Source organism: Brevibacterium pigmentatum (assembly GCF_011617465.1).
GTDB classification, from domain to species: domain Bacteria; phylum Actinomycetota; class Actinomycetes; order Actinomycetales; family Brevibacteriaceae; genus Brevibacterium; species Brevibacterium pigmentatum.
In genome coordinates, this window is record NZ_CP050153.1 from 2,055,680 (window position 1) to 2,081,841 (window position 26,162).

A 26,162-nucleotide genomic window follows, 5' to 3' on the forward strand; every position below is an offset into this window, starting at 1 on the left:
CCGTCCTCCTCGATCGGCCCCGTCCGCGACGGCGCTGAGCGTCACCGCGTATGACTACAAAGCGATCAGGGCCGCAGCAGCCGCCGGAGGTTCTCGAGTCGTTCGGCCATACTGCGTTCCATCCCGTTCGTGCTCGGAGTGTAGTAGCGCTTCCCGCGCAGGGTCTCGGGCAGATATTCCTGGTCGGCGACCCCGTGCGGATAGTCATGCGAGTATTTGTAGCCCTCGCCGTGGCCGAGTTCCTTCGCCCCCGGGTAGTGAGCGTCGCGCAGGTGCATGGGCACCTGTCCGGCGAGTCCGTTCTTCACATCGGCGATCGCGGCGTCCAGGGCTCGGTAGCTGGCGTTCGATTTCGGTGCCAGGGCCAAATAGGTGACCGCCTCGGCGAGGGGAATCCGTCCTTCGGGCATGCCGATGTTGGCAACCGCGGTCGAGGCGGCCACCGCGATGGGCAGCGCCTGCGGATCGGCCATTCCGATGTCCTCGGCGGCAGAGATGACGACTCGGCGAGCGATGAAGCGCGGGTCCTCACCTGCGACGATCATCCGTGCGAGATAGTGCAGGGCCGCGTCGACATCGGAGCCGCGGATGGATTTGATGAACGCGGAGACGACGTCGTAGTGCTGGTCGCCGTTCTTGTCATAGCGCAGAACGGTCTCGCTGCTCGCCTCGGCGCAGGCGGATTCGGTGATCGAGATCGGCTCGTCGCCGGTCTCCTCCGTTTGGGCGGCTGCGATTCCGGCGGCGGCTTCGAGGACGGTCAGCGACCGGCGGGCGTCGGCTCCGGCGATGCGGACGATGAAGTTCCGGGCCTCCTCGGTGAGGGTGAACTGTCCGGCCAGCCCGCGATCGGATTCGACGGCGCGGTCGAGCAGATTGCCCACGGCCTCATCGTCGAGAGGACGCAGGGTGAGCATGAGCGACCGCGACAGCAGAGGCGAGATGACGGAGAACGACGGGTTCTCCGTGGTTGCGGCCACGAGCACGACGAGCCGATTCTCCACGGCCGGCAGCAGGGCATCCTGCTGAGCCTTGGAGAAGCGGTGGATCTCGTCGAGGAACAGGACTGTCGTGCGTGAGTACATCTCCCGTTCGCGGCGGGCGTTCTCGATCACCTGGCGCACGTCCTTCACGCCCGCGGTGATGGCGGAGAGTTCGACGAAGGTGCGGCCCGGGGCATGGGAGATGACATGGGCCAGCGTGGTCTTCCCGACTCCGGGCGGACCCCACAGGATCACCGAGGAGGCTCCCGCCCGGTCTCCCCCGCTGGCTTCGACGAGCTGGTTGAGCGGGGATCCGGGGAAGGTCAGGTGCTCCTGGCCGACGACCTCGTCGAGAGTCCGCGGACGCATCCGCACCGCAAGCGGGTCCAGGGCACGCCCCGAGGAGGTCCCAGAGGAACCGGCGAAGCCCGGACCCGATGTTTCCTGGTCCGGGCCGTCGGAGAACAGATTGGGTTCTTGGCTCATCAGGCCTCGGCGTCGTCGTCTTCCGGTTCGAAGTCGACTCCGGCCTCGGCGCGCTGGGCGTCGGTGATCGGGGCCGGTGCCTGCGTCAGCGGGTCAAATCCGCCGCCGGACTTCGGGAAGGCGATGACCTCGCGGATCGAGTCGACCCCGGCCAGCAGGGACACGATGCGGTCCCAGCCGAAGGCGATGCCGCCGTGCGGGGGTGCACCGAACTTGAAGGCTTCGAGGAGGAAGCCGAACTTCTCCTCGGCTTCTTCTTCGGAGATGCCCATGATCTTGAAGACGCGCTCCTGCACATCCTTGCGGTGGATGCGGATCGATCCTCCGCCGATCTCGTTGCCGTTGCACACGATGTCGTAGGCGTAGGCCAGAGCGGCACCCGGGTCCTCTTCGAGGATGTCGAGGAATTCGGGCTTCGGTGCGGTGAAGGCGTGGTGGACGGCCGTCCACTGTCCGCCGCCGACGGCGACGTCTCCGGCTGCCTGAGCCTCGGCGGCCGACTCGAACAGGGGCGCGTCGACGACCCACACGAAGGCCCAGTCGCCGTCCTTGATCAGGCCGGTGCGGGCCGCGATCTCGTTGCGGGCGGCGCCGAGGAGAGCGCGGGAGGAGTTCGCCTCACCGGCGGCGAAGAAGATCGCGTCACCGGGCTGTGCACCGGCCGCCTCGGCGAGTCCTGCCTTCTCCTCATCGGAGATGTTCTTGGCCACGGGGCCGGACAGGGTTCCGTCTTCGCCGATGAGCACATAGGCCAGACCCTTGGCGCCGCGCTGCTTGGCCCAGTCCTGCCAGCCGTCGAGCTGACGGCGCGGCAGCGATCCGCCGCCGGGGTACACGACGGAGCCGACATAGGGCGACTGGAAGACGCGGAACGGGGTGTCCTGGAAGAACTCGGTGAGGTTGTGCAGTTCGAGTCCGAAGCGCAGGTCCGGCTTGTCCGAACCGTATTTCTCCATCGCCTCGTGGTAGGTGATGTGCGGGATCGGCGTGGTGATGTCGTATCCGATGAGCTTCCACAGCGCGGTGAGGATCTCTTCGGCCAGGGCGATGATGTCCTCCTGCTCGACGAAGGAAGCTTCGATGTCGAGCTGGGTGAACTCGGGCTGGCGGTCGGCGCGGAAGTCCTCATCGCGGTAGCAGCGCGCGATCTGGTAGTAGCGTTCCATGCCGGCAACTTGGAGCAGCTGCTTGAACAGCTGCGGCGACTGCGGCAGGGCGTACCAGGAACCGGGCTTGAGGCGGGCCGGGACGAGGAAGTCACGGGCACCTTCCGGAGTGGACTTCGTCAGGGTCGGGGTCTCGACCTCGACGAAACTGTGGGCGTCGAGGACGGACCGTGCGGCCTTGTTGACATCGGAGCGCAGGCGGATCGTCTTGGCCGGGCCCGAACGGCGCAGGTCGAGGTACCGGTAGCGCAGGCGGGTCTCCTCGCCCACGGCTCCGGAGTCCTCGGCGTGGTCGGAGACCTGGAACGGCAGGGCCGCCGCTTCGGAGAGCACCTCGACGGTGGTGTCGATGACCTCGATCTCGCCGGTGGGCAGGTTCGGGTTCGTGTTGCCCTCGGGGCGGACCGACACGGTGCCCGTGGCCTTGACGACGGTTTCGTTGCGCAGCTGGTGGGCATCGTCCTCACGGACGACGACCTGCACGATTCCCGAAGCGTCACGCAGATCGATGAAGGCGACACCTCCGTGATCGCGACGACGATCGACCCACCCGGTGAGGGTGACGGTTTCTCCTGCGTTCGCGGCTCGCAGGCTTCCGGCTTCGTGGCTTCGCAGCACCTAGGGCTCCTTTGTGATGTTGTGGTCTAGCGCGTGAACAATGATAGTCGCCCTGCGCTCAGCTCCGGTACACGCGGGGCCAGAGGTCCTCGTCTGCCGGAGTCCAGGTGTCCGGATCCGCTGTCGTCTGCTCTCCCGAGCGGATGTCCTTGACCTCGTGACCGGACTCACCGTCGGTGAACCAGACGAACGGAATGTCGCGGCGCTCGGCATAGCGGATCTGCTTGCCGAACTTCGCGGCGTTCGGCGACACCTCGCAGGGAATGTTCCTGGACCGGAGCGTCGCGGCCACGACGTCGGCATCAGCCCGTCGGGCCTCCTCGGTGACGGCGATGACGACGGCCGAGGGGGTGCCGCGGGTGGCGCGGATCTGCGAGTCCTCGCCGAGGATGAACGCCATGAGGCGGGAGACGCCGATGGACATGCCCACCCCGGGATAGTTCTTCTTGCCCACCGTGACGAGCGAGTCGTAGCGACCGCCGGAGGACACGGAGCCGAGCTCTTCGTGGCCGATCAGCTGGGTCTCGTAGACCGCTCCCGTGTAGTAGTCGAGGCCGCGGGCGATCTTGAGCTGGGCGACGACGACTCCCGGAGCGCGTTCGGCAGCGGCTGTCAGGAGCGTCGTCAGCGATTCGAGTCCCGCATCGAGCAGGGGGTGCTCGACGCCGAGGGCGCGCACCTGATCGGCGAAGTCCGGGGAGTCGGATTCGATGGCGGCGAGTTCGAGGCACAGACGCTGCTGTTCCTCATCGGCGCCGGCTTCAGCGGCGAGCAGTCTGCCGACCTCGGCAGGACCGATCTTGTCGTACTTGTCGAGGCAGCGGAGCACGGCTTGGATGTTCGTCAGTCCGATTCCGCGGGCGAAGCCTTCGAGCAGCCTGCGGTCGTTGACGACGATCCTGATTCCGGGCACGCCGAGCGGGGCGAGCCGGGAGAACGCATCGGCCACTGCCAGGGGGATTTCGACCTCGAAGTGTCCGGGCAGCTCGCCGTCGGCGATGACATCGATATCGGCCTGGATGAACTCCCGGTAGCGGCCCGCCTGTGGGCGTTCGCCGCGCCAGACGGGCTGGACGCGGGCGGCCTTGAACGGGAAGCTCAGGTCGTTCGCGTTGTCGGCGATATAGCGGGCCAGTGGCACCGTGAGGTCGAAGTGGAGTCCGAGCGGGTTGCGTTCTGCGCCCTCCGAGTGGAGGCGGGAGACGGCGAAGATCTCCTTGTCGATCTCTCCGTCCTTGGCCAGCTGGCTGATCGGTTCGACGGCGCGGTGGTTGAGGGCGGAGAACCCGTGCAGGGCGAAGGTGTGTTCCAGCGTGTCGATGATGGCCTTCTCGATCACGCGTTCGGCCGGAAGCCGTTCCGGGAATCCGGACAGACGGGCTGACTTCGCCATGGTGCTCCTTGCTTTCGGTGCTGTTGCGATGCCGTGCGGCACCGTTGTGTCTTGTGGTGTGTGTCGTGTGATGTCTGAAACGAGTGGGGGGGGGCAGTCGCGGAGGCGTCAGAAGAACGGGTTCGTCGCGAGTTCCGTGCTCACGCGGGAGGCCGGACCGTGTCCAGGATAGATCGGCACGTCCGGGAGCGCGGCGAATGTCCGCAGCGACTCCTGCATCGCCTGCGGGTCTCCCCCGGGCAGGTCGACGCGGCCGATGGCTCCGGCGAAGACGACGTCGCCGGTGAAGATGACTTCTTCCGCGCCGTCGACGACGCGCAGGAGCAACGACCCTTCGGTATGGCCGGGAGCGGCGACCGCGGTGATGGTCAGCCCGGCGATCTCGAAGCTCTGCCCGTCGGTGATGTCGACGGCTTCGGGCGCGTTCCAGTCCTGCACGAGCGGGGCGAGCATCGCCGCGAACTGCGGATTGAGCGTCGTCGCGGGGGAGTCCAGACGGTACCGGTCCGCGGCGCCGAGGTGGACGGGCAGGTTCCAGCGCGCGAGCACATTGTTAAGGCCCAGAATATGGTCGGGATGACCGTGGGTGAGGAAGATCGCCTGCGGTTTGAGTCCCTCCTCGTCCAGCAGCTTCTCGAGTCCGGGGGCACAGTCGTATCCGGAGTCGATGAGAATGCAGTCATCGCGTCCGTCTGCACGCACGGCATAGCAGTTGACGTCGAGGAATTCGGCGTTGGTCGAGAACACATCCATGTGCAAAGTCTATCTACACGCGTGCCGATGGTTATGCTGGGATAACGTCTATCCCACAATCGAGTGATCGGCGGGTGGAATGACCCGCCGGTTCGACCGATGGAAACAAGGTGAGAACCATGTCGACCCCGACACCGAAGCCGACCCCCCGTCCGTCGTCGCTGCCGCGTCCGCAGGCCGCACAGGTGGTCAATGCCAGCCATATCGACCACGACGCCGAGGTGGCTCGCGCGGTGACTTATGGTCGTGCCGATGCGGACGGCAATGTGTTCGTCACCACTCCCGACGGCGAGCGGGCCGTCGGTCAGTACCCGGACGCCACCCCCGACGAAGCGCTCGAGTACTTCGCGAAGAAGTACGTCGAACTCGCCGAGAACGCGGTGCTGCTGCGCAATCGCCTCTCCGCCGGTGCGCCCGGTCGAGAGGTCGTCTCTGCGGCGAAGTCGCTGCAGGAGACACTGCCGGAGGCCAATGTCGTCGGTGATCTCAAAGGACTGAGCGCCACGCTCGACACCCTCATCTCCGATGCCGAGGCCACGGAGTCCCGCCAGGCCGCTCGCGCCCAAGCAGCGAAGCTAGCCGCCGCCGAGGACCGTGAGGCACTCGTCGTCGAGGCCGAGACCCTGGCCAAACAGGATCCGTCGAAGATCCAGTGGAAGCAGTCGGGTGCCCGCCTGCGTGAGCTCTTCGCCCAGTGGAAGGACATGCAGCGCAGCGGTCCGCGTCTGCCGCGTGCCGTCGATCAGGAGCTGTGGGGCCGGTTCTCGCAGGCTCGCAACACCTTCGAGCACAAGCGCAAGGAGTTCTTCGCCGAGCTCGACAAGGTCAATGCCGAGGGCAAGAGGATCAAGGAGAAGATCGTCGCCGAGGCGGAGTCGCTGTCGGCCTCGACCGATTTCCGCACCGTGTCCCAGAAGTACAAGGACCTGATGAGCCAGTGGAAGCGCGCGCCGCGTGCGTCCCGCAAGGACGATGACGCGCTGTGGGCGCGCTTCCGCGCCGCACAGGACGTGTTCTTCTCCGCCCGCGATGCGGAGAACGCTGCCCTGGACGAGGAGTTCAAGGGCAACCTCGTCGTCAAGGAGGAGCTGCTGAAGAAGGCTCAGGCGCTGCTGCCGATCACGGATCCGGTGGCAGCCAAGCGCGAGCTGCGCACCATCCAGGACGTGTGGGAGGACGCCGGAAAGGTCCCTCGCGCCGATGTGTCCCGGATGGAGAACGGACTGCGCGATGTCGAACGTGCACTTGCCGATGCCGAGGAAGCCGCGTGGCAGCGCAGCAACCCGGAGACGAAGGCCCGCACCTCGGGTGCTCTCAGCCAGCTCGACGAATCGATCGTCGAACTCGAGAAGAAGCTCGAGACCGCGAAGTCCGGCGGCGATGAGAAAGCCGTCGCCGAGGCGCAGGAGGCTCTTGACGCCCGCCGCGCCTGGAGGGATCAGCTCGCACAGACCGCCGCAGAGCTCGACTGAGGCCGCGGTCCTCATCCACAGCTTCTGACGTTCGAGTCAGCGCCTGTCCACAGGCGCTCACCGGAGTCTTGTCAACGCCTCCGTACCCGACGATAGTTCGAGTATGGAGGCGTTGTTTCACCTGCGGGACTTCGGGTACGAGCAGCTCACCGAGCTCACCCTCGACGGCCTGCTCATCCGACTGACCGAATCGACCTGGGTGCGCAAAGGCGCGATCCTCTCCCCTGCGGAGCGCATGGCCGCCCTGCATTCGCTCATCCCGCCCGGCCTCGCACTCTCGCACGACAGCGCCTGGTGGGTGCATCGCGGTCTCGGCCGGGCTCCGGCTCCGCTGAACTTCATCACTCTGCCCCGACGACGATGGATCGCCGATGACGGTTTCGACGTCCATGAGACGACTCTGGCCGACGACGATTGGTGCCTCATCGACGGGCTGCCCATCACCACGGAGGAGCGCACGCTCTACGATCTGCTCTTCCCGCACTTCCGTTTCCGGAACGCAGAGTCGCCGCGCGCGCTGCGGGGAATCATCGCGGAGATCCCCACCGGTCTGCGCCATCGCCTCCGGGACTACCTCACCGAGGTGGCCCGACGGCCGTTCGTCGCACAGATGCGTGCGGTGTTGGACAGGGAGGATCAGCCGCCGGAGATGCGGTAGACGTCGAAGACCCCTTCGACCTTGCGCACGGCGGAGAGCACCGTGTCCAGATGGCTGGCGTCGCTCATCTCGAAGACGAACTTCGATTGCGCCACACGAGCCCGCGAGGTGCCGACCGACGCGGACAGGATGTTCACATGGGTCTCGGTGAGCACCTTCGTGATGTCGGAGAGCAGACCGGCCCGGTCGAGAGCCTCGACCTGGATCTGGACGAGGTAGATGCCGCTCGTCTTCTCGCCCCAGGACACCTCGACCATGCGTTCGGGTTCTCGTTTGAGGGAGGTCACGTTCGGGCAGTCGACTCGATGCACGGAGACACCTGAGCCGCGGGTGACGAAGCCGAGGATCTCGTCGCCCGGCACCGGCGTGCAGCAGCGGGCGAGCTTGACGAGCACATCGTCGACGCCTTTGACGATGACGCCTTCGGACGAGGAATGGTGTCCCGAGGACTGGCCGGTGCGGTTGCGCGGCTCCGGCGGCAGCACGACCGAATCGTCGTCCTCCCCGACTTCCTTGGCCAGCAGGTCGACGACGTGCTGGGCCGAGGACACGCCGTTGCCGATCGCGGCGTAGAGGGCGCTGACATCGGGCAGCCGCATCTCCGTGGCGACGACTTGGAGGGCCTCCTGGCTCATCAGTGAGGCCGCGGAGATCGAGTGGCGGCGCATTGCTCGGGCGAGCTGTTCGCGGCCGTTCTCGATCGCCTCTTCGCGGCGCTCCTTCGAGAACCACTGGCGGATCTTGCTGCGCGCACGCGGGCTCTTGACGAAGCCGAGCCAGTCGCGGCTGGGTCCGGCGTTCTCGTCCTTCGAGGTGAAGACCTCGACGGAGTCGCCGTTCTTCAGCTCCGTGTCCAACGCGACCAGGCGACCGTTGACGCGGGCGCCCATGGTCTTGTGCCCGACCTCGGTGTGCACTGCGTAGGCGAAGTCGATGGGGGTGGCTCCCGACGGCAGGCTCATCACCTCGCCCTTGGGCGTGAAGACGTAGACTTCCTTCGAGTTCACCTCGTAGCGGAGGCTGTCGAGGAATTCGTCGGGGTCGGAGACCTCTCGCTGCCAGTCGAGCAGCTGTCGCAGCCAGGCGGCGTCGTCGACCTCACCGGCGTCGGAGACCTTCACCGAACGCGCGGTGTTCGAGGTCACGGCCTTCGACGACTTGTTGAGATCCTTGTACTTCCAGTGAGCGGCGACGCCGAATTCTGCACGGCGATCCATCTCGTGAGTCCGGATCTGGATCTCGACAGGCTTGCCGGCCGGCCCGATCACCGTGGTGTGCAGGCTCTGGTACATGTTGTACTTCGGCATCGCGATATAGTCCTTGAACCGTCCGGGAACAGGGTTCCAGCGGGCGTGGACGATGCCGAGGGTGGCATAGCATTCGCGTACGGATTCGACGAGGACGCGAACTCCGACGAGATCGTAGATGTCGGCGAACTCGTGTCCGCGCACGACCATCTTCTGATAGATCGAATAGTAGTGCTTGGGGCGCCCCGTGATGGAGGCGTCTATTCCGGATTCCTTGAGTTCGCCCTGGAGCTCTTCGGAAACCGTGGCCAGATACTTCTCTCGCTCGGGAGCCCGATCCGCGACGAGCCGGACGACTTCGTCATAGACCTTGGGATGGAGGACCTGGAAGGACAGGTCTTCGAGTTCCCACTTGATCGTGTTCATGCCCAGCCGGTGTGCCAGCGGGGCGAAGATGTCGAGGGTCTCGCGGGCCTTCTTCGTACTCGACGAGGCCGGGACGAATCGCCAGGTGCGCGCGTTGTGGAGACGGTCGGCGAGCTTGATGACGAGGACGCGGATGTCCTTGGCCATCGCCACGATCATCTTGCGCACGGTCTCAGACTGCGCGGCCTGCCCGTAGGTGAGCTTGTCGAGCTTCGTGACCCCGTCGACCATCGCGGCGACTTCAGATCCGAATTCCTCGGTGAGTTCGTCGAGCGAGTACGAGGTGTCTTCGACGGTGTCGTGCAGCAGAGCGGCGGCGAGCGTGACCGGCAGCATGCCGATCTCCGCAAGGATCGTCGCCACCGCGATGGGGTGGGTGATATAGGCGTCACCGGACTTGCGAGTCTGCCCGCGGTGGGCCTCCTCGGCGACCTTGTAGGCCCGGACGACGAGGTCGATGTCCGCCTTCGGATGGTTCGACTGCAGGGCCCGGATCATCGGGCCGAGCACTCGCGGGTAGCCAGGGTTGTTCTGCGCCCTGGCCGCCCACCAGGCTAAGCGGGAGATGCCTCGCGGACGGCGCGATTCAGCGGACGAAGCCACAACATCTCCTCTCTCGGGAATCAGACTTCGGCGTGTGTCACCGGTGGGACGTCTGCTCCCCCGTTCTTCAAGCGTAGTTCACGCACGGCCTCCTCCTGTGCCTTGACCGCCGGTTCATTCGCCCGGAGGAGAGCATAGAGGGGGCTCGCGACGAACAGCGTCGAAGCGGCTGCCACTATAGTACCGATGAACAGCGACAGCGAGATATCGACGAGCGTTCCCGCGCCGAGCAGGAATACGCCGATGAAGAGGATCGAGGCGATCGGGAGCACGGACACCACCGAGGTGTTGATCGAGCGCACGGTCGTCTGATTCACACCGAGGTTGACGAGTTCGGAGAACTTGAGGTTCCGCTTCTCCTCGAATCTGGTCGTGTTCTCTCGGATCTTGTCGAAGACGACCACCGTGTCATAGAGCGAGAAGCTGAGCACGGTGAGGAAGCCGATGATGGCCTCCGGAGTGACTTCGAAACCGGTGGCCGAGTAGATGCCCATGGTCACGATCATCACGACGAAGAGTCCGACGATCGCTGCCAACGACATCTTCCAGGTGCGGAAATACAGTGCCATGACGACGAGCGCGATGGCGACGAAGATGACGAGCGCACGGATCATCTTCGACGTCACGTCCTGTCCCCATTCGGGACCGACGAACGTCGAGGTGACGTCTTCGACCTTCACGTCGTACCCGGAGACGAGGGCGTCGCGGACGTCCTGCATCTGCGGATCTGTGAGCTGGTTCGTCTCGATCTGAACAGCCGTGTCGCTGGTCGGCGTCAGACGCGGCTCGGATCCGGAGACCACCTCGTTGACGATGCCCTCGCCCTTCGCCGCCGAGGTGTCGGTGACATGGTCGACCTGGAACTGCGAACCGCCCTTGAAGGCGATGCCGAAGTTGAAACCGAAGATGAGCGGGACGAGCAGGGACAGGAGGACGAGGACGCCGGAGATGCCCAACCACAGCTTCGCCTTGCCCACGAAGGGGATCGATGATTCGCCGCTGTGCAGGCGGTTGCCCCAGGCAAAGAACCGTTTCACTTGTCAGCCTCCTTGCCATCGTCAGTCGCCGAGTCGTCGTCGGCATCATCGTCCTCGGCTCGCCGAGCGGCGGCCTTCCGCTCTGCGATGGTCATTCCGCCCGCCGCAGTCGCGGTCTTCGCCGCTTTCGCGCTCTTCGACTTCGCGGCCTTGGTATTCTTCGTCGTCGAAGTCTCCTCCGATTCGGATCCGGTCGTTGCCGCGTTGGGCGTCTCGGAGCCGTCCTCGGGTGTCATTCCGGCCTTGCGCATCCGCGCCTTCTCGCGGCGCTTCGCCTCGGGCGTCTTGTCCTTGTCATCGATGGACAGGTTGAGTGCTCCGCGGTAAGCGGCGGGTTTGACCCCGAGCAGTCGCGGATCCATACCCGACATCGGGTGGCCTTCGCCGAAGAACTTCGTCCGGGACAGGAGCTGCAGCATCGGGTGGGTGAACAGGAAGACGATGAGCACGTCGATGATCACGGTCAGACCCAGGGTGAAGGCGAAACCTCGCACCGAGCCGACGGCCAGGATGTAGAGGATGACCGCGGCGAGCATGTTCACGGCCTTCGAGGCGTAGATCGTGCGCTTGGCTCGATCCCAGCCGACCTCGACGGCGGAGAGCAGATTGCGCCCGCTGCGCAGTTCGTCCCTCACACGTTCGAAGTAGACGATGAACGAGTCCGCCGCCATGCCGATGCCGATGATGATACCGGCGACACCTGCCAGGGACAGTCGGTAGCCGTATCTCCACGATGCCAACAACAGCAGCAGATACGTGAGCACACCGGCGACGACGAGGCTCGAGACGGTGACGAGGCCGAGGACTCGGTACTGCAGCAGCGAGTAGACGACGACGAGGAGGAGTCCGACGAGTCCGGTGAGCAGACCGATCTTGAGGTAGTTCGATCCCAGGGTCGGCGAGATCTGGTCCTCGCTCTGGACCTGGAAGCTCAGAGGCAGCGAACCGTTCTTGAGCTGATTGGCCAGAGTCTGCGCCTCGTCGAGGGAGAAGTCGCCGGTGATCTGGGCATTGCCGTCGGTGATGACCGCGTTCGATGACGGAGCCGAGAGCACGAGGCCGTCGAGCTCGATCGCGAACTGGTTGTACGGCTGCTGCTTGCCGGTGATGTCCGAGGTGATCTGCTTGAAGATCTCACGTCCGGTCGCATCGAAGGAGAGGTTGACGGCAGGGTTGTTGGTCTGCACGCCATTGGCTCCCGCGGCATAGCCCGCGTTGGCATCGGCGAGGTGATCACCGGAGAGTTCGACGGGCCCGAGGATGTACTTCGCCTGGCCGTCTTCGGAGCACGAGACGACCGGTTCGTCCGAGGGCTTCTGCTGGCCGCCCGTCCGGTTCTTCTTGTTCGTGCAGTCGAGCTCCGAGTATTGCTTGATGATCTTGTCGGTCTGCCACTCGGCGGCATCCTTCTCGGGATCGAAGAGGGGCCGCGGTGTCGAGTCGGTGACCTTCGAACCCTCGCTCGAGCCACTGCCCTCCCCGGACTTCTCCGCGTCCTTGCGCTCCGATTCCGAGGACTTCGTCGCCTCCGACGACTCATCGGTCTTCTTCTCGGCCGTTCCGCCGGCCTTGACGACATCGCCGCCGCCGGAGGGAGCCTGCTCCTCGCCCTGGTCGTCGCCCTGCGAGTCGGCTCCGGTGAGGTCCTCGAGGCGTTTGCGCTCTTCATCGCTCAGCCCGTCGTCGCCGCCCGACTCCTCGCCGCCGCTCTTCTCCTGCTCCTTCTGGATCTGCTCCTGTGAACGCGGGTCACCGACCAGCGCCACACGACGGAACACGAGCTGAGCCGACGAACGCACGAGGTTCCGGGTCTCCTCGTCGGGGTTGCCCGGGAGGTTCACGACGATGTTGCGGTCACCCTGCGTCGTGATCTCGGCTTCGGAGACGCCCGTCGAGTCGACGCGCTGGCGGATGATCGCCACGGCCTGATCGAGCTGCTCCTTGCTGATGTCCGTGCCCTCGGACACCTGCGGTTCCAGAATGATCGACGTTCCGCCCTCGAGGTCGAGAGCGAGTTTCGGAGTCGTCGTGGCATTGGACCAGATGACTCCTCCGGCGATGATTGCGGCCAGCACCAGAGTGATGATGGTCAGCCACAGGAAGCGCAAACCAGGGCGTGGTTTTTCTTCGATATCGGACACGTTTCAGCTTTCAGTCGGGAGCAGAGTGCGAGAACGGATCAGTTCTTCTTGTCAGTATCCGAGTCCGTGGAGTCCTCGTCCGCAGCAGCGGAGTCGGCATCGGTCTCAGCGGCAGCGTCGGCGTCCTCGGTCTTCGCAGCCGACTCGTCAGCGACGACGTCCTCGGCTGTGTCCTCGTCCGTGGTGTCCTTCTCGGCGCGCTTGCGCTCGTTCATGGCGTCGAGCTCGGCATCGGTGATGGCCGGCTTCTCGTCGTCGGCGGCGTCGGCATCGGCATCAGCGGCAGGAGCGGCGGCGCCGGGGGCATCGACGGGCGCTGCGGCCTGGTTGTTCTCGATCTGGCCGATGGCCTGACGGTGCACGCGCAGGACCGTTCCGGGTCCCGACTCGATGGTCACCTGGTTGCTCTCTTCGTCGATGGAGAGAACGGTGCCGAAGACACCGAAGGTCGTCATCACCTTTGCACCGGGCACGAGACCCGATTTGATCTCCTCCGCACGCGCCTTCTGCTTACGCCGAGAATTGAACAGGAAAAAGATCAGCAGCGCGGCAAGCGCAAGAGGGATCAGCAAATCCACAGATATCAGCCTTTCATATGAATGAATCAGTGAACCAGCTTAGTTCGTCCTCACCTCTCATAGCGAACTCAAATGCGGGGTTCAGAACTCATAATTTGCTGGGATCTGCATTTTCAGGTGGTCCCAGGCCGCCGTCGTGGCCACACGTCCACGTGGAGTGCGGCTGATCAGCCCCTCTCGAACGAGGTAGGGCTCGGACACGGTTTCGACCGTATCGGCTTCTTCGCCGACGGAGACGGCGAGGGTTCCCAGCCCCACCGGACCCCCGCCGAAGCGCTTGCACAGGACCTGCAGAACTGACCTGTCGAGACGGTCGAGTCCGAGTTCGTCGACTTCGTAGACACGCAGGGCATTGGTGGCGGCCTCCTCGTCGATGATTCCGCTCCCCCGCACCTGTGCCCAGTCGCGGACGCGGCGCAGCAGGCGGTTCGCGATTCGCGGGGTCCCCCGGGACCGCGTGGAGATCTCTTCGAGTCCGGCGAGTTCGGAGTCGATGCCGAGCATCCGGGCCGAGCGCTGCAGCACCGTGAGAAGGTCGGCACTCGAGTAGAAGTCAAGCAGCGCGGTGAAGCCGAAGCGGTCGCGCAGCGGTGCCGGCAGCAGACCGGACCGGGTGGTCGCTCCGACGAGGGTGAACTGCGGCAGATCGAGCGGAATGGCCGTGGCACCGGGGCCCTTGCCGACGATCACGTCGACTCGGAAGTCCTCCATCGCCACGTACAGCATCTCCTCAGCGGCCCGGGCCATCCGGTGGATCTCGTCGATGAAGAGGACTTCGCCTTCCTCGAGGGAGGACAGGATCGCGGCGAGGTCACCGGCATGCTGAACGGCCGGACCGGACGTCACCCGCAGGCTCGAGTTCATCTCATGGGCGACGATCATCGCCAGAGTTGTCTTGCCGAGCCCGGGAGGGCCGGAGAGCAGCACATGGTCGGGAGCCTTCTGTCTGGCCTTCGCGGCATCGAGCACGAGCGAAAGCTGTTCGCGCACCTTCGGCTGCCCGATGAAGTCGGCAAGCCCTTTCGGGCGCAGGGCCGCCTCGTCGTCGCGTTCGGCCGTTTCGGCCCGGCCGGAGACGAGCCGTTCGCGTTCGGCACCGGTCATCGTCTGATCGCCGAACTCCAGCTCATAGGAGTCGACCTCGTCTCTGCCCGTTCCAGGTTCGAACGATTCGGTCATTTCTTCGCACCCAGGACCTTCAGCGCGGCCTTGAGGACCACGGAGGTGCCGGCATCAGCACCGGTCTCCTTGACGACCTCGGCGACGACGTCCTCGGCCTGGGCTTCCTTCCACCCGAGTCCCACGAGTGCGTCGACGACCTGTTGGTTGCCGCCGCCGAAGGACAGGGTCGGTCCTGGAGCGGCAGCGGTGAGCTTCGGCAGCTTGTTCTCGAGTTCGAGGATGATGCGCGAGGCGCCCTTCTTCCCGATTCCGGGGACCCGGGTGAGCGCATTGGCGTCCTGATTCGTGATCGCTGCGGCGAGCTCGTCGGGTCCCATCACCGACAGGATCGCCATCGCCAGGCGCGGACCGATCCCGGAGATCGACAGCAGCACCTCGAAGGTGTGGTTCTCGTCCTCGGTGCCGAAGCCGTAGAGAGTCATCGAGTCTTCGCGCACCACGAGGCTGGTGACCAGTTCGATCTCGGCTCCGTGCCGAGTTCCGGCCAGGGTGTCGGGGGTGACATGGACCTTGCGGCCGACACCGTAGGTGAGGACGACGAGGTGGTCAGCTGCGATCCGATGCACCGTACCGCTGAGGAAACTGATCACGAGCAGCCTTTCTTAAGGGGAACACGTGTACGAATCCAGGTTAGCAGGCGCCCGCTCCCCCATGCTCATCTGGCGCGCCGCATGGCCTCGGCCCACTGCTGTTGGGCCTTCGTCAGTCCGCTGCCCTGCCGGCCGCCGGCCTTGCGTTCGGTGAGGTCTTTGTTCTTCCCCGGCGTCGATTGGGCCGACAGCGCCCCACGCCAGGAATGGCAGATCGCGATCGCCAGGGCGTCGGCGGCATCGGCGGGCTTCGGCGGGGCGTCGAGCCCGAGGATCCGCGTCACCATCGAGGTGACCTGCTTCTTGTCCGCACGTCCGGAACCGGTGATCGCGGCCTTGACCTCGGACGGGGTGTGCATGGCCACGGGCAGTCCGCGGCGGGCCGCCAGCCCCATGGTCAGCCCCGAGGCCTGGGCGGTGCCCATGATCGTGGACACGTCATTGCGGGCGAAGACGCGTTCGATGGCCACGACATCGGGTCGGTACGTGTCCAACCATGTGTCGAACGCCTCGGCGATGGCACCGAGGCGCAGGTCGACGGAGTCGGCGGAGGGAGTCCGCAGGACGTCGACGGCGACCATCTTCGCCTTCCGGGCGGGCAGGGTGTCGATGACACCGAGCCCGCACCGGGTCAGTCCGGGATCAACGCCGAGGATGCGCATCAGGCATCGAGTTCGGCGAGGACCTCATCGCTGACATCGGCGTTCGAGTACACGTTCTGCACCTCGTCGCTGTCTTCGAGCGCATCGATGAGGGAGAAGACCTTGCTCGCGGTCTCTGCGTCGAGGCTGACCTCGAGTTCGGGCACAAAGGAGGCCTCGGCCGAGTCGTAGTCGATTCCAGCGTCGACGAGGGCCGTACGCACGGCCACGAGGTCGGTGGCCTCGCAGATGATCTCGAACTTCTCGCCGACTTCCTTGACCTCTTCGGCTCCGGCGTCCATCGTCGCCAGCAGAATGGCCTCTTCGTCGGTCTCCTCGGCACCCACGGTGATGACGCCCTTGCGGTTGAAGTTGTACGTCACCGAACCGGGATCGGCCATCGAACCGCCGTTGCGGGTCACGGCCACGCGCACCTCGGAGGCGGCTCGGTTGCGGTTGTCGGTGAGACATTCGATGAGCAGAGCCACACCGCCGGCGGCGTAGCCTTCGTACATGATCGTCTCGTAGTTGACTCCGGAGCCGTCGAGACCGCCGCCGCGCTTGACCGCACGGGTGATGTTGTCCGCAGGGACCGAGTTCTTCTTCGCCTTCTGGATCGCATCGAACAGCGTCGGATTGCCGTCGGGGTCGGGTCCACCGTTGCGTGCGGCCACCTCGATGTTCTTGATCAGCTTGGCAAAGAGCTTGCCGCGCTTGGCATCGATGGCCGCCTTCTTGTGTTTAGTCGTTGCCCATTTGGAATGACCTGACACTGGTGTTCCTTCCTGTAGTTACAGCCTCTCAAGTCTATACGCTGACCGTCCGGACTCGTGCAGACGTCCGTTCGCGATTCCGTGCATACTCCCGCTGAACCGCAATCGCGAGTTCAGTCGATGACCAGCGGCACTTCGGGAACGGACCCGGCGGTTGCCAGATCGATGAGGCCGAGCAGATTCTTCGGATAGATCGTCTCTGTCGTGGTCAGGAGCTCCTCCCGGGTCCACCAGCGGAATTCGAGCAGGCTGCGTTTCTCGATATCCGTCCAGACTGCGTCTTCGAGTTCGATGTCCTCGCTGGTGCGGAACGCGAAATAGGTTTCGACTTGGCGCAGAGACTTCTCCGTGAATTCGAAGACTTCGTCACGAGTGGCCAAGGGACCGATGAGTTCGTGCGGTTCGCATTCGATCCCGGTCTCCTCTGCCAGTTCCCGCGCTGCCGTCTGCGCGGCCGACTCACCGAGTTCGGAACCGCCGCCGCAGGTCATCCACCATTGGTGACTGGGGGTCAGCAGATCTTGGGCTCGGATCAGGAGAACCTCGTCGCGCTCATTGAGTAAAACGACCCGTGAGGCTTTACGAGGTTTCATGTTTCTCCAGTGGTCGGCGGCGAAGGGAGGCAAGTGTTTGCAGAATAATGACGCTGGGGGATTTCGGCAAGAGCGCGACAGCGGTCCAGAGAACGATATCGGGTCTGCCCTTTACCGACCAACTCGACGTTCATGACGCGGTGTCAGAGGCAGAGGCGGCCTCTGGATCGGCCGCTTCCGGGATGTGTCGCTCTTCGGCCGGCGGTGTCCGGTTCCCACCGCTCAGTCGGCGGTCCCACCAGTCGAGGATGGCTTCGAAGCGCTGCCTGCGGTGGCGGGGCTGCCCGGCCCGGGAGAGTTCGTGGTTCTCGCCGGGGAAGATGAGCATCTCGGTGTCGACTCCGACTCTCTGCAGGGCCGCATAGTACTGCTGGGCCTGTTCCAGCGGGCAGCGCAGGTCGAGTTCCGAGTGCATCACCAGGGTCGGTGTGCCGACCTGCGGTGCGTGGGCCAGGGGCGACTGGCGTGTGATCGCCTCACGGCTGCGGCTCGTGTACTCCTCGGTGAAGAAGCGGCCGATGTCGGAGGTCCCGACGAAGCTGTCGGGGTCGAGGTAGCCGCGTTCGACGATGGCGGCACGGAACCGATGGTCCGCGGCGATCGTCATGGCTGTGAGATATCCCCCATACGATCCGCCCTGGATGCCCAGACGGCTGCGGTCCAGCGACGGATCGGATTCGAGGGCGTGGTCGAGGACGGCGAGCACATCGGCCATCGCGGGTTTCGCCATATCGCCCTGGACTGCGGTCCCCCAGCTGCGGGTGCGGCCGCCGGATCCGCGCGGGTTCGAGAACACGACGGCGTAGCCTGCCGACGTGAGCACCTGGGTCTCGTCGAACCACGAATGTGTGTACTGGGCGAAGGGTCCGCCGTGGATGTTGAGGATGACGGGGAACGGTCCCTCGCCGTGCGGTTTGGCCAGCCAGCCGGTGATCGTCCCGGAATCGCCTGGCACCCGCAGGACCTGAGGCAGGACGGAGTTCGCCGGTGCCGGATGCTCCTTGACGATGACAGAGGACCCCATCTCCGTGGCGGCCCCGGACGCCGTGGGCCCGCCGAGAGCGATGCGGCCGAGCACGGCCGGAGAGTGCGGGGTCGATCCCGTGAAGACGAGCGTCTCGTTGTCGGCATCGAAGCCGTTGACGACGGTGGTGTCGTCGGTGAGGAACTCGAGGTCGTCGATGCCGACCTCTGCGGCGTCGAGGCCGATGCGAACGATTCGGGTGGCCCCGTCCGTGTCGACAGCGGCGACGACCGCTCCCCCGCGGATCTGCGGCGGGATCGGTGCCAGCGCCACGGTCTCCGGGTCGGTCAGCCGCCTCGTGGAGCCGGTCGACACCGTGTGGATGAAGAGCCCGGGCATTTGCCCGACGAAGTCGAGTTCGTCCCGGGTCAGCGCATTGCCGAGCAGCAGCACCCGATCAGCGTCGATCCACACGTGCAGACTCACACTCATCGGCGGCAGGTCAAGCGGGCGCGACTCCTCGCGGCCGAGCAGCCACACGGTGCTGCGCAAGTCGGGCCGCCCGCGATCGGGTTCGACCGCTGCGATCACGCTCGCCCAGTGTCCGTCCGGGGAGAACTGCGGATCGTGGACGTCGCTGTCCGGGGTCGTCAGCAGAGTCGACAGCGGAACCTCGGACGCCCCGCGCAGGCCCACGGTGCCGAGACCGGGTTCGGCGAGGTCGACGAGGAAGGCCCGTGCGGGTCGGTCATTCGTATAGCCGAGGCCGTTGGCCAGGTAGGATGCCGTGGTGATCCGGCGTGGGGCTTCTTCGGTCGCCGGAATGGATTCGTCGAGTCCGTAGCGTCCGGGTTCGGCGACGCGGGCGACGTAGAGGGCCCTGGAACGGGAGTCGTCGAGCGCGAATTCGGCCACGCCGAGGTGGTTGTCCGTGATCTGGTGTGCCGTCTCCAGGCTGTCACCGACGTAGAGCTGCGGGGCTGCCTTCTTCTCCGCGCTGAGGTATCCCGACCAGTTCGGACCGCACTGCGGGGTCGAGTCCGACCATGAGTGGGTCAGCCGTCTGGAGGTGTCCTCGGTCAGCGAGAACAGCTGGGAGAGGTAGCTGTTGGACTCGAGGTCGGGTCGTCGGATCGTGATGACGGTGTCATGGCCGCGCAACACGGGTGAGGAGTACTCGGCAAGAGTGCCGAGGTCTTCAGGATTCATCTGTTCCATTCCTTTTTGAGCCGTGCCTGCACATCGGCGTGCACTTGCGGCAGGGCCTTGGTCTGGGCGATCACTGGCAGGAAGTTCGCGTCTCCGCCCCAGCGCGGGACGACGTGCTGGTGCAGGTGAGCGGCGATTCCCGCGCCGGCCACCGGCCCCTGGTTCATGCCCAGGTTGAATCCGTGGGGTCCGGATACCGCCCGGATGACGCGCATCGCCTTCTGCGTGAACTCGGCGAGTTCCACGGTCTCCTCCCCGGTCAGATCCGTGTAGTCGGCGACGTGGCGGTAGGGGCAGATGAGCAGGTGGCCGGGGTTGTACGGGTAGAGGTTGAGCACCGCATACACGGCCTGGCCGCGGGCGACGATGAGTCCGTCCTCATCCGACTTCGACAGTGCCGCGCAGAACGGGCATTCCTCGGGCTGATCGCCCTTCGGTTTGTCCTGACCGTCGATGTAGACCATCCGGTGCGGGGTCCACAGACGTTGGAATCCGTCGGGTTCCCCGGGGAACCCGGCGGCAGCCTCGGGGTGGGGAATCCCCTCGCCGAGGCGGCCGTCCGGGTTCTCCTGAGCGGATCGGTCGTCGTCGCCTCCGCTCATACCTGAGCCTTGGTTTCGATCGAGTCGAGGATCCGTCGCACCGCCTCGGCGACGGGGACGCCGTTCTCCTGTTCACCGCTGCGGAAGCGGAAGGACACGGCTCCTGCGTCGCGGTCCTCTCCTCCGGCGATGAGGGTGAAGGGCACCTTCGACTTCGACGCATTGCGGATCTTCTTGGGGAATCGATCGTCGCTGTCGTCGATCTCGACCCGGACTCCGGCCTTGCGCAGCTGGTCGGCCACCTCGGCGAGGTAGTCGTTGAACTCGTCGGCCACGGGGATGCAGGTCACCTGCACGGGTGCCAGCCACACGGGGAAGGCACCGGCGTAGTGCTCGGTGAGCACGCCGAGGAAGCGTTCGATGGAGCCGAACTTCGCGGAGTGGATCATCACCGGCTGTTTGCGGGAGCCGTCGGCGGCGACGTATTCGAGTCCGAAGCGCTCGGGCTGGTTGAAGTCGAGCTGGACGGTCGACATCTGCCAGGTGCGGCCGATGGCGTCGCGGGCCTGGACGGAGATCTTCGGACCGTAGAAGGCCGCGCCGCCCGGGTCGGGGACGAGTTCGAGTCCGGTCTCCTGGGCGACTTCCTCGAGCACGCTGGTGGCTTCGGCCCACTGCTCGTCGGAGCCGATGAACTTGTCGGCTTTCTTCCCGTCCTCGTCGCGGGTGGAGAGTTCGAGGTAGAAGTCGTCGAGGCCGAAGTCGCGCAGCAGGCTGAGCACGAAGTTCAGCAGGTGGCGGATCTCTGCGGCGGCGTCTTCCTGGGCGACGTAGGAGTGTGAGTCGTCCTGGGTGAGTGCACGGACGCGGGTGAGGCCGTGGATGACTCCGGAGGCCTCGTCGCGGTAGACGGTGCCGAACTCGAACAGGCGCAGCGGCAGATCGCGGTAGGAGCGGCCGCGGGACCGGTAGATGAGGTTGTGCATCGGGCAGTTCATGGCTTTGAGCCGGTAGGGAGTGCCCTCCTTGACGACCTCGCCGGACTCGTTGCGGACCTCGTCGACGGACATGGCCGGGAACATGTTCTCGCCGTAGTAGGGCAGGTGTCCCGAGGTGTAGTAGAGAGTCTCTTTCGAGATGTGCGGGGTGCCGACATACTCGAAGCCCTCGTCGATGTGACGGGCGCGGACGTAGTCCTCCATCTCCCGTTTGATGACGCCGCCCTTGGGGTGGAAGACAGGCAGACCGGAGCCGAGCTCCTCGGGGAAGGAGAACAGGTCCATCTCGGCGCCGAGCTTGCGGTGATCGCGACGTTCGGCCTCGGCGATGCGGTCCTGGTAGGCCTTGAGGTCATCCTTCGAGGCCCATGCGGTTCCGTAGACGCGCTGCAGGCTCGCGTTCGCCTGGTCGCCGCGCCAGTAGGCGGCCGAGGAACGAGTGATGGCGAAGCCGTTGCCGATGAGCTTGGTGTTGGGCAGGTGGGGGCCGCGGCAGAGGTCCTGCCACACGACTTCGCCCTTGCGGTCGACATTTTCGTAGACGGTGAGTTCACCGCCGCCGACCTCGACGGAGGCCTCTTCATCGGTGCCCTTGCCCTTGTCACCGATGAGTTCGAGTTTGTAGGGCTCGTTCGCCATGCGGGCGCGGGCCTCGTCCTCGGTGACGACGACACGGTTGAAGGTCTGTCCGGACTTGACGATCTGGGCGGCCTTCTTCTGAATCGCCTTGAGATCTTCCGGGGTGAAGGGTTCGGCGACATCGAAGTCGAAGTAGTAGCCGTCGGTGATGTAGGGCCCGATGCCGAGCTTGGTTCCGGGGAAGAGCTCCTGGACGGCCTGTGCGGTGACATGACCGGTGGAGTGGCGCAGGATGTCGAGTCCGGCGTCGGAGTCGATGGTGATCGGAGCGATCCGATCGCCTGACTGCAGCTGACGGCTGAGGTCGGCGGGTTCGCCGTTCAGCCACATGGCGACGACTGTGCGGTCGGTGGAGAAGATCTCCGTTCCGGTCAGACCCTCTTTCCAGGGAATGCTTTCGCCCGCGCAGTCGATGCTGTCTGCCACTGATCTTCTCCGTTCGTTAAGTGTTCAGTCGACCAACCCGTTCGGTGGGTTGGTCACCCTCAGATTCTAGTACCAATTCGCTTGTGACAAATCAGTTGGGTGGCAGTCGAATGACTGCCACCCACACTGAGTCTGCTGGGGACTTTACCCGAGCGTTCAGGACCGCATGCGCCCTGTCACCTCGGGGTTCAGTCGCTCACTGCTTGTAGAACTCGAAGTCCTTGCCCTTGCCGAGGTCCTCGCCGAGTTCAAGTTTGAGGTGCATCCCGTCGAGCTCGGCCTCGGGAACGCCGAAAGCGAGCTCATAGGTCTTCTCACCGCCGGCAGGAACCGGATCGGTGAAGACCAGAGAGCCCCTGTAGCTGTTCGCGGAGTCAAAGACGTCGTCGTATTCCGTGCTGCCGCCGTTGTTGGCGGACAGATTCGTGAGAGTCATCTCGATGTCGGAGCTCGAGTCGTTCTTCACGGTCATCGTCACGATGGCGACCTCACCATTCGATGACTCGGCGCCTGAGGCTGACGACGATGCAGTGCCGGGGCGGACATTGATCGCTGCGGTGACGTCGGTGCCGATCTCGACCTCGCCGGCCTGGGCGGGCGGAGCGTCTCCGCCGTCAGAGCCGCCGGATCCCTGGCTGGGATCCTGACCCGCGCCCTGGCTCGGGTCGGCGGGGGCGGAGGAGCTGGCGGCTTCGTCAGCAGCCTTGAAGATGAACGCGCCGAACATGACGGTCGCGACGATCACGGCGATCGAGATGACCACCGACACAATACCGAGGATGATGCCGGTGATGTTGAGGCCCTTATTGCTGGCGAGGCCCTTCTTGACTGCGGAGAGTCCGACGAAGCCGAAGATCACCGCTGCGATGCCGAAGAGTGCGCCGCCGCCGAAGACGAAGGCACCGAGGACACCGACGATGCCGCCGATGAGGGCGAGGATGCCCCAGATGTTCTTCGACGTGTTCCCGCCGCTGCCAGACGGGTACTGACCGTAGGCGGCGTTCGGGTTGGCTGGGATGAACTGATCGGAGGAACCGTCTGCACCTGCGTAAGCCGGCTGCTGACCGTACTGGTTGGCATCGTACTGCGCGTTGGCGTCATAGGGATTCTGCCCGTACTGGTTGTCTCCGTACGGGTTCTGGTCGCCCTGACCCTGGCCGTACTGGTTGTTCGGGTCCTGACCGTACTGATTCTGACCGTACTGGTTCTGGTCGTTCGACGCACCGTAGTTGGGCTGCGAACCGTACTGGGGAGCCTGCTGTCCGTATTGCTGCGAGCCGTCGTTGCCGCCCTGGCCGTAGTTCGGCTGCGAACCGTAGGGCTGGTTGCCCGCCGAGCCGTACTGCTGACCGGACTGCTCCGAGCCGGACTGGCCCGGCTGCTGGCCGGAATTCTGATCATTGCCGTAGTTGGGGGCATTCGGCGGCTGGTTGTTCGGGTTCTGCCCGTTGGGGTCGTTGGGCGAACCGTCACCCGAACCGTACGGGTTCTGAGGAGTAGACATAGGTGCTCCGAAGTCATCGTCGTTTAGTACAACACCTAGCGTACTAGCAAACCCCTTTGTTACCGCATGCTGACGGCGTTTCAGTCCTGGAACACGCTGAACTGAACGTACACAATTGTGTTTCGCGCGTTCCGCACACTCTAGGGTGAGCAGCCCCTGTTTGAACATGGGCTGTCCGCCTCAAACCGTGCTTCGCCGAAAGAGGAGACTCCAGGAGTGGGCTGATGAGAGTCAATGGGCAGAATCGGGTTAATGATCAGAATCTGCGCGAGCGTGAATGCACGAAGCCCCGAGTGGATCACTCGGGGCTTCTCCTGTGCGCGATACTGGGATCGAACCAGTGACCTCTTCCGTGTCAGGGAAGCGCGCTACCACTGCGCCAATCGCGCTCTATTCATTTGTTGCACCGGAACCCGAGGATCCCTGTGCGCGATACTGGGATCGAACCAGTGACCTCTTCCGTGTGAAGGAAGCGCGCTACCGCTGCGCCAATCGCGCTGGTCAACCGCCATTTCTGCCGGTCATCCGAGGTGGCGACGGGATTCGAACCCGTGTATACGGCTTTGCAGGCCGCTGCCTCGCCTCTCGGCCACGCCACCGCCAAGGCAGTGCCATGACGCCTCCGAGCGGATGACGGGACTCGAACCCGCGACCCTCACCTTGGCAAGGTGATGCTCTACCAACTGAGCCACATCCGCATTTCTCGCTGCCCGGTTTCCCTGGCAACGAGATATAACTCTATACGCAGGTGGCGGCATACGCAAAATCAGAATCGGGTGATCGTGGTCACACGTACCGATCAAGCTTTCAGGGTCACCATCTTATAGTGGTTGGGTGAACGCAGAGAGCTCGCAGACCCGCCCCAAAGGCTGGTTGTCACGCCACCATCGACAAGGTCCCCGACCGTGGAGGAAGCTGCGCCTGGGCTTCCTCCGGTGGCGACGCACTGTGCTGGCCAATGCGCACACGGCAGCCATCTATCGCAGCATCGTCGGCGGACTCGGCACGATCATCGTGCTCGTCGGCCTCGCCCTTGTTCCACTGCCCGGTCCCGGCTGGCTCATCGTCATCATCGGATTATTCATCATCTCCAGCGAGTTCCGCTGGGCTCAGCGCCTTCTGCACTTCGTACGGGTGAATGTCGAACGCTGGACGCAGTGGATCATGGCGCAGCCCCTGTGGGTGCGGTGGACTGTCGGGGCAGTGACAGCCGCCTTCGTCGGAATCATCGTGTGGCTGACTCTCAGGCTCACCGGTCTGCCAGATTGGGTGCCGGACCTGCGCGTCTTCGATCTGATCGGACTGCGCTGAGACGACCGTCTGGCCTGCGCTGAGACGAAAGACGCCCGTCGCACCTCGATCTGAGGTGTGGCGGGCGTCGTCAGTGTCGACCGTGCCTGTTTCTGGAGGGTGCAGACAGTGTCCGGCGTCTGCCGGCGGGGCTTTGACGAACCCGGTCCTGGATCAGGACGACAGAGCGGTCAGGCGTGAGAGGCAGCGCATGTACTTCTTCTTGTACCCGCCGGCCAGCGACTCCTCCGTGAAGACCTTGTCGAGGGCCGCGCCGGAGTTGATGATGTGCACATTGCGGTCGTAGAGCCGGTCGACGAGCGCAACGAACCGCAGAGCCACGCTCTCGTTGTCGATGGTGCGCACGTTCTCCCACACAGCCGCGTCGATGCCATCGACCATCCGCCCGTAGCGTGAGGGGTGGACAGTGGACAGGTGGCTGAGCAGCTGAGAGAAGTCGTCACGGGCGACGACCCCGTCGAGCTGGCTTGCGGCCGAATCGAGCTCGGATTCAGGCAGCGGGTCTGCCGGAGCGGTGAGCTCCCGAGCACGATAGTCCTTGCCGTCGATACGATAGACCTCGAACTGATCGGCCAGTGCCTGGATCTCGCGCAGGAAGTCCTGAGCGGCGAAGCGCCCCTCCCCCAGCGAACCGGGCAGAGTGTTCGACGTTGCGATGATCTTCACCCCGGCGTCGGTGAGCTCACGCATCAGTCGCGACATGAGCACGGTGTCGCCGGGATCGTCGAGTTCGAATTCGTCGACGCAGACGAGCTTCATCTTCGACAGGTCGTCGCGGGCTCGGGCGAAGCCCAAGGCTCCGACGAGGTTCGTGTACTCAACGAAGGTGCCGAAGGTCGCCGGCTTCTCATTCGCATGCCAGGCAGAGGCCAGCAGGTGGGTCTTCCCGACGCCGTAGCCGCCGTCGAGGTAGACGCCCTTCGCGCCGCCGGACTTGCCCTTCGAGAACAGCTTGCCGAAGAATCCCTGGCTGGTGGAGCGTTCGGTGAATTCCCGCAGCTTGTTCCGCGCTTCTTCCTGCGAAGGTTCGGCGGGGTCCGTGCGGTAGCTGTCGAAGGACACGTCCTCGAACTGAGGCGGCGGCACGAGGCCTGCGATGAGCTCTTCGGGGGCAACCTGTGGGGATCGGTCGCTCAGTGCGACCAGAGTCTGCTCGGCATTCACTCGGCCTAGTCTAAGGCAGGCTCGAGCACCCGGTTCAACTCGGCCGATACGAGGTGGCGTCCATC

General features: G+C 64.8%; 21 protein-coding genes and 4 tRNA genes. 3 read left to right on the top strand and 22 right to left on the bottom strand.

The features are described 5' to 3' along the window. Positions 1-65: 65 nt before the first annotated feature. The 4 genes from GUY30_RS09380 to GUY30_RS09395 all read right to left on the bottom strand — a co-directional run bounded on the left by GUY30_RS09380 (position 66) and on the right by GUY30_RS09395 (position 5,399). On the bottom strand, positions 66-1,469 hold the full coding sequence (locus tag GUY30_RS09380) for a replication-associated recombination protein A (protein ID WP_167196626.1): 1,404 nt from the start codon (positions 1,467-1,469) through the stop codon (positions 66-68). Next, positions 1,469-3,253 carry an aspartate--tRNA ligase gene (gene aspS / locus GUY30_RS09385; protein ID WP_167196629.1) on the bottom strand — a complete coding sequence of 595 codons (1,785 nt, stop codon included), beginning with the start codon at positions 3,251-3,253 and terminating at the stop codon, positions 1,469-1,471. Before aspS ends, GUY30_RS09380 begins: the two co-directional genes overlap by 1 nt. 58 nt (positions 3,254-3,311) lie before the next feature. Next, a complete protein-coding gene (hisS, locus tag GUY30_RS09390; RefSeq protein WP_167196632.1) occupies positions 3,312-4,646 on the bottom strand; it encodes a histidine--tRNA ligase in 1,335 nt (444 codons plus the stop codon). 108 nt (positions 4,647-4,754) lie between these two features. Next, a complete protein-coding gene (locus tag GUY30_RS09395) occupies positions 4,755-5,399 on the bottom strand; it encodes an MBL fold metallo-hydrolase (RefSeq protein WP_167196635.1) in 645 nt (214 codons plus the stop codon). Positions 5,400-5,518: 119 nt separating this feature from the next. Between GUY30_RS09395 and GUY30_RS09400 the strand changes: the two genes are divergently transcribed. Both GUY30_RS09400 and GUY30_RS09405 read left to right on the top strand, forming a co-directional pair. Continuing rightward, positions 5,519-6,871 carry a DUF349 domain-containing protein gene (locus tag GUY30_RS09400; protein WP_167196639.1) on the top strand — a complete coding sequence of 451 codons (1,353 nt, stop codon included), beginning with the start codon at positions 5,519-5,521 and terminating at the stop codon, positions 6,869-6,871. Between the two features lie 103 nt (positions 6,872-6,974). Beyond that, a complete protein-coding gene (locus GUY30_RS09405; RefSeq protein WP_062242786.1) occupies positions 6,975-7,529 on the top strand; it encodes a hypothetical protein in 555 nt (184 codons plus the stop codon). On the opposite strand, the gene GUY30_RS09410 is transcribed toward GUY30_RS09405, so the two are convergent. The 17 genes from GUY30_RS09410 to GUY30_RS09490 form a co-directional block, all read right to left on the bottom strand. Further along, a complete protein-coding gene (locus GUY30_RS09410; protein WP_167196642.1) occupies positions 7,508-9,805 on the bottom strand; it encodes a RelA/SpoT family protein in 2,298 nt (765 codons plus the stop codon). The genes GUY30_RS09405 and GUY30_RS09410 overlap by 22 nt on opposite strands. A gap of 20 nt (positions 9,806-9,825) precedes the next feature. Further along, positions 9,826-10,842, bottom strand: coding sequence for a protein translocase subunit SecF (gene secF / locus GUY30_RS09415; protein ID WP_167196644.1), 1,017 nt, complete (start codon positions 10,840-10,842; stop codon positions 9,826-9,828). Continuing rightward, the gene (gene secD / locus GUY30_RS09420) at positions 10,839-12,983 is read right to left on the bottom strand and encodes a protein translocase subunit SecD (RefSeq protein ID WP_228281216.1); all 2,145 of its coding nucleotides are present in this window, start codon (positions 12,981-12,983) and stop codon (positions 10,839-10,841) included. Before secD ends, secF begins: the two co-directional genes overlap by 4 nt. A gap of 38 nt (positions 12,984-13,021) precedes the next feature. Then, positions 13,022-13,561, bottom strand: coding sequence for a preprotein translocase subunit YajC (gene yajC, locus GUY30_RS09425; protein ID WP_228281217.1), 540 nt, complete (start codon positions 13,559-13,561; stop codon positions 13,022-13,024). Between the two features lie 81 nt (positions 13,562-13,642). After that, positions 13,643-14,740, bottom strand: coding sequence for a Holliday junction branch migration DNA helicase RuvB (gene ruvB, locus GUY30_RS09430; RefSeq protein WP_208091395.1), 1,098 nt, complete (start codon positions 14,738-14,740; stop codon positions 13,643-13,645). Beyond that, on the bottom strand, positions 14,737-15,333 hold the full coding sequence (gene ruvA / locus GUY30_RS09435; protein WP_167196647.1) for a Holliday junction branch migration protein RuvA: 597 nt from the start codon (positions 15,331-15,333) through the stop codon (positions 14,737-14,739). The genes ruvB and ruvA overlap by 4 nt, the downstream gene beginning before the upstream one ends. Positions 15,334-15,398: 65 nt before the next feature. Continuing rightward, positions 15,399-15,995 carry a crossover junction endodeoxyribonuclease RuvC gene (ruvC, locus tag GUY30_RS09440; RefSeq protein WP_039207386.1) on the bottom strand — a complete coding sequence of 199 codons (597 nt, stop codon included), beginning with the start codon at positions 15,993-15,995 and terminating at the stop codon, positions 15,399-15,401. Beyond that, on the bottom strand, positions 15,995-16,747 hold the full coding sequence (locus GUY30_RS09445) for a YebC/PmpR family DNA-binding transcriptional regulator (protein WP_139467356.1): 753 nt from the start codon (positions 16,745-16,747) through the stop codon (positions 15,995-15,997). Before GUY30_RS09445 ends, ruvC begins: the two co-directional genes overlap by 1 nt. Positions 16,748-16,860: 113 nt before the next feature. Further along, entirely contained in the window at positions 16,861-17,340 is a 480-nt protein-coding gene (locus GUY30_RS09450; protein ID WP_167196649.1) for an NUDIX hydrolase, read from the bottom strand. A 130-nt stretch (positions 17,341-17,470) separates the two neighbouring features. Next, positions 17,471-19,513 carry an alpha/beta hydrolase family protein gene (locus GUY30_RS09455; protein WP_167196652.1) on the bottom strand — a complete coding sequence of 681 codons (2,043 nt, stop codon included), beginning with the start codon at positions 19,511-19,513 and terminating at the stop codon, positions 17,471-17,473. After that, positions 19,510-20,115 (bottom strand): HIT family protein, encoded by a 606-nt coding sequence (locus tag GUY30_RS09460; RefSeq protein WP_167196655.1) that lies wholly within the window; start codon positions 20,113-20,115, stop codon positions 19,510-19,512. Before GUY30_RS09460 ends, GUY30_RS09455 begins: the two co-directional genes overlap by 4 nt. Then, on the bottom strand, positions 20,112-22,118 hold the full coding sequence (thrS, locus tag GUY30_RS09465) for a threonine--tRNA ligase (RefSeq protein ID WP_167196658.1): 2,007 nt from the start codon (positions 22,116-22,118) through the stop codon (positions 20,112-20,114). The genes GUY30_RS09460 and thrS overlap by 4 nt, the downstream gene beginning before the upstream one ends. 196 nt (positions 22,119-22,314) lie before the next feature. Next, positions 22,315-23,622: a DUF4190 domain-containing protein gene (locus GUY30_RS09470; protein WP_167196661.1), complete on the bottom strand. Its 1,308-nt coding sequence runs from the start codon at positions 23,620-23,622 to the stop codon at positions 22,315-22,317. A gap of 317 nt (positions 23,623-23,939) precedes the next feature. Then, positions 23,940-24,011 (bottom strand) — tRNA-Val (locus tag GUY30_RS09475). A gap of 37 nt (positions 24,012-24,048) precedes the next feature. Continuing rightward, positions 24,049-24,120 (bottom strand) — tRNA-Val (locus GUY30_RS09480). A gap of 30 nt (positions 24,121-24,150) precedes the next feature. Beyond that, a tRNA-Cys gene (locus tag GUY30_RS09485) sits at positions 24,151-24,221 on the bottom strand. Between the two features lie 26 nt (positions 24,222-24,247). After that, positions 24,248-24,320, bottom strand: a tRNA-Gly gene (locus tag GUY30_RS09490). Between the two features lie 136 nt (positions 24,321-24,456). On the opposite strand from GUY30_RS09490, the gene GUY30_RS09495 reads away from it, so the two are divergent. Continuing rightward, positions 24,457-24,933 carry a TIGR02611 family protein gene (locus GUY30_RS09495; RefSeq protein WP_228281218.1) on the top strand — a complete coding sequence of 159 codons (477 nt, stop codon included), beginning with the start codon at positions 24,457-24,459 and terminating at the stop codon, positions 24,931-24,933. A 153-nt stretch (positions 24,934-25,086) separates the two neighbouring features. Here the strand turns inward: GUY30_RS09495 and zapE are convergent, their stop codons facing one another. Next, positions 25,087-26,097 (bottom strand): cell division protein ZapE, encoded by a 1,011-nt coding sequence (gene zapE / locus GUY30_RS09500; protein ID WP_167196664.1) that lies wholly within the window; start codon positions 26,095-26,097, stop codon positions 25,087-25,089. Positions 26,098-26,162 lie beyond the last annotated feature (65 nt).